At 68.3% G+C, this 6,200-nt stretch carries 5 protein-coding genes; 2 read left to right on the top strand and 3 right to left on the bottom strand.

Translation table 11 applies throughout. The features are described from left to right. The first annotated feature begins 177 nt into the window (after positions 1 to 177). The gene (locus ABF401_RS08040) at positions 178 to 1,074 is read left to right on the top strand and encodes a hypothetical protein (protein ID WP_353509025.1); all 897 of its coding nucleotides are present in this window, start codon (positions 178 to 180) and stop codon (positions 1,072 to 1,074) included. A 22-nt stretch (positions 1,075 to 1,096) separates the two neighbouring features. Here the strand turns inward: ABF401_RS08040 and ABF401_RS08035 are convergent, their stop codons facing one another. Continuing rightward, positions 1,097 to 3,139: an NAD(+) synthase gene (locus ABF401_RS08035; protein ID WP_353509024.1), complete on the bottom strand. Its 2,043-nt coding sequence runs from the start codon at positions 3,137 to 3,139 to the stop codon at positions 1,097 to 1,099. A 168-nt stretch (positions 3,140 to 3,307) separates the two neighbouring features. On the opposite strand from ABF401_RS08035, the gene ABF401_RS08030 reads away from it, so the two are divergent. After that, positions 3,308 to 3,748 carry a pyridoxamine 5'-phosphate oxidase family protein gene (locus ABF401_RS08030; RefSeq protein ID WP_353509023.1) on the top strand — a complete coding sequence of 147 codons (441 nt, stop codon included), beginning with the start codon at positions 3,308 to 3,310 and terminating at the stop codon, positions 3,746 to 3,748. Positions 3,749 to 3,904: 156 nt separating this feature from the next. Here ABF401_RS08030 and ABF401_RS08025 read toward each other — a convergent pair whose 3' ends face one another. Both ABF401_RS08025 and ABF401_RS08020 read right to left on the bottom strand, forming a co-directional pair. Further along, the gene (locus ABF401_RS08025) at positions 3,905 to 4,984 is read right to left on the bottom strand and encodes a tellurite resistance/C4-dicarboxylate transporter family protein (protein WP_353509022.1); all 1,080 of its coding nucleotides are present in this window, start codon (positions 4,982 to 4,984) and stop codon (positions 3,905 to 3,907) included. Positions 4,985 to 4,993: 9 nt separating this feature from the next. Beyond that, complete coding sequence (locus ABF401_RS08020) at positions 4,994 to 6,187, bottom strand: glycine C-acetyltransferase (RefSeq protein ID WP_353509026.1); 1,194 nt, start codon at positions 6,185 to 6,187, stop codon at positions 4,994 to 4,996. Positions 6,188 to 6,200 lie beyond the last annotated feature (13 nt).

Raw genomic sequence — 6,200 nt, 5'->3', positions numbered from 1 at the left:
GTGCACGGACGCGCGGAAGCCCGCCCAGCGGCATACGGCTTAGTGTGGGTGTGGATTTGACGTCAACCGAGGGAGCGACTGGTGAACTCGACGACGCGGGCACTGCGGTGCTGCGCCGCCGGTGTCGTGGTTGCGGTGATCGGATTGGGAGCCTGTCAGGCGCCATCCAGCAGCCCGGTGAGCCGAACCTCGTCCGCGCTGCCGACCACGAGCGCCACCCCGACGAGCGCTCAGGCCACGACCGCCGGGGCCACCCCCACCACGACCGCACCACGGCTCGCCGAGCTGCCTCGTGGGGGCCGGACGCTGTTCCCCGAGTACCGCCTCGTCGGCTACGCCGGCGCCCCCGGATCTCCCGCACTCGGGCGTCTCGGCATCGGTGACCTGGATGACCGCCTCGTGGAGCTGGAGAAGCGCGCTCGCGCGTTCGCGTCGGGTCGCAAGCCTCAGCCCGTGCTCGAGCTGCTGACCACCATCGTGCAGGGGTCCGCCGGACGTGACGGGAAGTGGCGCACCCGATTGTCCGACAAGGTGATTCAGCAACACCTCGACGCCGCCCGTCGACACAAGGCGATCCTCCTCCTCGGCATCCAGCCCGGCAGGGCCACCTTCCTCGAGGAGGTCAAGGCGTACGACAAGTGGCTCCAGCAGCCGGACGTGGGCCTGGCCCTGGACCCGGAGTGGGCGATGCAGCCGGGCCAGGTCCCGATGCGCACCTTCGGCCACACGACCGGTCGCGAGATCAACGACGTCACCGCGTGGGTCGGCTCACTGGTGGCTCGTCGCCAGCTTCCCGAGAAGGTCGTCGTCGTCCATGAGCTGGCGCCGAGCATCATCCGGAATGAGGAGGTCATCAAGAGCCGGAAGGGCGTGGCCCTCATCAAGTCGGTGGACGGCATCGGCAGCCGAGCCATGAAGGAGGACACCTGGCGCAAGCTGACCACCAAGCTGCCCAAGGGCATGCGGGTGGGCTTCAAGCTCTTCTTCGAGGAGGACGCCGAGTTCGGGCCGCTGATGAAGCCCGCCCAGGTGCTCGCACTCAAGCCGACCGTCGACTACGTGCTCTACGAATGAGCCCGATGGCTAGGAGTGACCCTCATGCCTCGGGGACGTTGGCATCGAGCTCGTCGAGCCACGTCGCGGCCGAGACGTCCGATGGCATGCGCCAGTCACCCCTGGGCGAGAGCGAGCCACCGGCCGCGACCTTGGGCCCGTTGGGCAGGGCCGACCGCTTGAACTGGTTGGCGAAGTAGCGCCGCAGGAAGACCTCCAGCCAGCGCCGGATCGTCGCGAGGTCGTAGGACAGGCGCTCGGCTGCCGGGTAGCCGGCGGGCCAGTCGCCCGCCTCGGCGTCGTGCCAGGCCTGCCACGACAGGAACGCGACCTTTGAGGGGCGAGCACCCCACCGCAGCAGGTGGTAGAGGTTGAAGTCCTGCAGCGAGTAGGGCCCGATCTGGGCCTGGGTTGACTGTGGCTGCTCGCCCTCCTTGGCCGGGATCAGCTCGGGCGTGATCTCCGTGGCGAGGATCGACATGAGCGTCTCGCCCACGTGCTCCTCGAACTGACCGGACGACACAACCCAACGGATCAGGTGCTGCATCAGGGTCTTGGGCACCCCTGCGTTGACCCCGTAGTGCGACATCTGGTCACCCACCCCATAGGTGCACCACCCCAGGGCCAGCTCGGACAGGTCCCCGGTGCCGAGGACGATGCCGCCACGCTGGTTCGCGATGCGGAAGAGGTAGTCGGTGCGCATTCCGGCCTGCACGTTCTCGAAGGTCACGTCATAGACCTCCTCCCCGCTCGCGAAGGGGTGGCCCATCGCCCGCAACATCTCCGTCGCCGCCGGGCGGATGTCGAGCTCCTCCCAGGTGACTCCCAGCGCCTCCATGAGCAGGATCGCGTTGTTCCTCGTGTGCGCCGACGTGGCGAATCCCGGCATGGTGAAGGCGAGGATGTCGGTGCGCGGTCGCCCGAGCCGATCCATCGCCTTGGCCGCGACGATGAGGGCGTGCGTCGAGTCGAGTCCCCCCGAGACGCCGATGACGATCTTCGGCTGGCCGATCGCCCGGAGGCGCTGCTCGAGCCCGGAGACCTGGATGTTGTACGCCTCGTAGCAGTCGAGGGCGAGACGGTCCTCGTCGTCGGGCACGAACGGGAAGCGGTCGATCTTGCGCTTGAGCCCGATGTCCCCGCCGGGTGGACCGAGCTCGAACTCGACGGTCCGGAAGCCCGAGATGCGCTCGGCGTGCGTTCGCCGGTTGTCGTCGAAGGTGCCCATCCGCATGCGCTCCTGGCGGAGCAGGTCGAGGTCGATGTCGGCGACGGACCGCCGGGGCCCCTCGGGGAACCGTTCCGTCTCGGCCAGCAGGTGGCCGCACTCGTAGATCATCGTCTGCCCGTCCCACGACAGGTCGGTCGTCGACTCCCCCTCTCCCGCCGCCGAGTAGAGATAGGCGGCCAGGCATCGGGAGGATGCGCTGCGGCTGAGCAGGTGCCGGTCCTCGGCCCTCCCGACGGTGATGGGCGAGCCGGAGATGTTGACGAGAACGGTCGCGCCAGCGAGGGCCGCCTCTGCACTCGGCGGCACGGGGATCCACATGTCCTCGCACACCTCCACGCCGAGGACGAAACCCTCGAGATCGGTCGCCCGGAACAGCAGGTCGGTCCCGAACGGAACCCGCCACCCGGCCACCTCGATCGTCTCGCCCCGCTGGTCGTCCCCGGACGCGAAGTAGCGCGCCTCGTAGAACTCGCGGTAGGTCGGCAGGTACGCCTTGGGGGCCACGCCGAGGATGGCTCCGCGGTGGATGACCACCGCACAGTTGAAGACGCGTGACCCCTTGAGCAGGGGTGCGCCCACGATGATGACGGGCAGCAGGTCGGCCGAGGCCTCGACGACTCGTGCGAGCGCCTCCTCGGTCGCGTCGAGGAGGGGATCCTGGAGGAACAGGTCGTCGATCGAGTACCCGGTGAGGCTCAGTTCCGGGAAGGAGGCCAGCGCCACGCCCTCCTCGCTGCACAGCCGCGCCTGCTCGATGAGCTCGTCGGCGTTGCTGGCTGGGTTGGCGGCTGCGACGGGCAGTGTGCAGGCGGCCACCCGTGCGAACCCGTGCGCGTAGGAGCTGTAGAAGTCCATGGGCATAGTCAATCCCACTCGAGCGCCGGGGCTCGGATGGCGCACTGCTCAGTAGGCTGCTGAGAGCCGGTGATCCACCTCGCACGGCCGGGGCGGATCCCACGCCGCCTACTACGATAGGTAGTACCAAGTTATCGGGAACTGCACCCGCCAACGAGGGAGGCTCACATGTACGACTTCGACGATGAAGGGCCCATGCACGTCCTGCACCCCGAGCAGTCGTGGGACTTCCTGCGAGCGCGCGAGTTCGGCCGGCTCGCCTTCCACCTCGTAGGAGAGGTTCACATCACGCCGATCAACTACGCCGTCGACTCCGACAACCGGATCATCTTCATCACGAGCGAGGGCAGCAAGCTCTTCGGCGTCACGGCGAACCGGGACGTCGCGTTCGAGGTGGACGAGATCGTCGACGAGCGAGCGACGAGCGTCATCCTCAGGGGCCGGGCCAAGATCCTCGAGGGCCAGGACCGGTACATCATCGAGCAGCTCCCGATTCGCCCCTGGGTGGCGAGCCCGAAGTCCGTCGTCGTCGCCATCGACGTCGACGAGATCTCCGGCCGCTCGTTCGACCTCAGCCGCCCCTGGCTGCACGACATCCCTCGCCAGTAGGCGCGCGCGTTCCACCCGAGACGGGCTGATCTCGAAGAGCGGGGCAACACGCCCGGAACCTCGATTCGCACCCCTGAAGCAGCACTGGTCAGTTTCGAGGTGCCGGGCGTGTTGCGGGGTAAGCCGCGCGCGGGACCCGCGAGGTTGCCCACCCGATCAGGATCGTGGGCGGCGGGGTACGACGAGGGCTTGGCTGACGCTGCGGACCATGGCGACGAAGACGATGACCCACGCAGTGACCGCCACCCACAGCCACTTGGACCCGATCGCCTCGACGATGGGCAACCCGTCGGCGCGCCCGAGATAGATCCCGGCAACGGCGTACATGCCGAGCGGGAAGATCATGCTCCACAGCGTTGGCACGTAGACGAGCGGCACCTTGCGCACGAAGTGTCGCCACACGCCCGCCGCGACGAGCACGGGGATGAGCCACGTCGCGAAGGCCCAGAAGACCACGGACAGCCCCGCGATGAGCCCCCGCGTCGCGTCGACCATCGGCGCCGAGTCCATCTCGACGATCCGCGCCCCGGCGACGACGGTGATCGCGACCGCCCCCATCGACACCCAGTACGGCGGGTCGAACTCCTTGGGATCGAGCTCGTAGAGCATGATCCGCAGCGAGACGATGATGGCCGAGGCGGCGTAGAGGAACACCCCGACCGACCACGAGAAGACGGCGAGGATCGCGAGGGACTGCCTCGCATCGTGAAAGACCACCTCGAGGGTCGCGGCCGAGACGGCAACCGACTGGCTCGCGACGACCCAGATGAACCAGGTCCCGTTCGCGAGCGCGACGACGGGCCGTTCGGAGCGGCCCAGCACGGCGCTCCACGGGATGACGTAGCCGAGCACGAGCCACACGAGGAACGACATCGTCAGCAGCCACGCCGTCGCGGTGTGCCAGCCCTCCGCGGCGATTCGCGTCCCGAGGACGTTGGTCCCGGCGACGAAGGTGAAGAAGCCGAAGGCCCGCTTCGGGTCGCGGAAGTCGTCGATCATCGCGGCCCGATGGCCTGCGAAGCGCCAGACGTTGAGCACGACGAGGGCGACGTAGGCCACGATGCACACGACGAGGAGGGCGATCGACAGCGCGCGGAAGCCGCTGAGGTTCAACCCGATGGAGATGATGCCGCTGGCCATGACGAGAGCGAAGTAGCCCGGCGTGAGCTTCTCGACCAAGCCACCGACGCGACCCTGCGACGTCTGCGGGAGCGAGCCCAGCGGCATACGGCTCATGGGGGTGGCTCAGCCCACCGCGTCCCTGGCGGCGACGAAGGCGTCGACGCACGCGCGGACGTCGTCCTCGGAATGGGCGGCCGAGAGCTGGACCCGGATGCGGGCCTTGCCGCGGGGCACGACGGGGAAGCTGAACGCGATGACGTAGACGCCGTGCTCGAGCATGTGGTCCGCGATCTCGGTGGCGCGCCGCGCGCCGTCCTCGCCCGGGAACATGATCGGCCGGATCGGGTGCGTGCCCGGGAGCACGTCGAAACCTGCCTCGCGCATGAGCCGGTCGAAGAGCCCGGTGTTGCGGCGCAGGATCTCGCGCTTCTCACCGGAGGCCTCGATGAGGTCGATCGCCGCCATCGACCCGGCGACGACGGCAGGGGCGACGGAGTTGGAGAACAGGTAGGGGCGCGACCTCTGGCGCAGCAGGTCGACGACCTCCTGGTGGCTGGCGACGTAGCCGCCCGAGGCCCCGCCGAGCGCCTTGCCGAGCGTGCCGGTGATGATGTCGACGCGGTCCTGGACGCCGAAGAGCTCAGGCGTGCCGCGCCCACCCTCGCCGACGAAGCCGACCGCATGCGAGTCGTCGACGAAGACCATGGCCCGGAACTCGTCGGCGAGATCGCAGATCTTGTCGAGCGGCGCATAGGAGCCGTCCATCGAGAAGACGCCGTCAGTGACGATCACCTTGCGCTTGGCCCCCGCCGCATCGGCGGCCTCGAGCTGGGTGCGCAGATCGGCCATGTCGGCGTTCTTGTAGCGGTGGCGCATGGCCTTGGACAGCCGGACGCCGTCGATGATCGACGCATGGTTGAGCTCATCGCTGATGATGGCGTCCTGCTCGCCGAAGAGCACCTCGAAGACGCCGCCGTTGGCGTCGAAGCACGACGAGTAGAGGATCGTCGCGTCCGTCCCGAGGAACTCCGAGAGCTTGCGCTCGAGCGCCGTGTGTTGGGTCTGGGTGCCGCAGATGAAGCGCACCGACGCCATCCCGAAGCCCCACTCGTCGAGCGCCTTCTTCGACGCGTCGATGATGCCGGGATCGTCGGCCAGACCGAGGTAGTTGTTGGCGCAGAAGTTCAGTGCGTCCGCCTTGAGCGTCGTGACATGCGCCGACTGGGGCGACGTCAGCTCCCGCTCGTTCTTGTAGAGGCCGGCGTCCTTGATCTCCTGCAGGGTCGCTGCGAGCTCGTCCTTGACGGTGCCGTACATCGGTGTCCTTCGC

This window comes from Intrasporangium sp. (assembly GCF_040414665.1).
Lineage (GTDB): Bacteria > Actinomycetota > Actinomycetes > Actinomycetales > Dermatophilaceae > Intrasporangium.
This window is presented reverse-complemented; position numbering and strand designations above follow the sequence as displayed.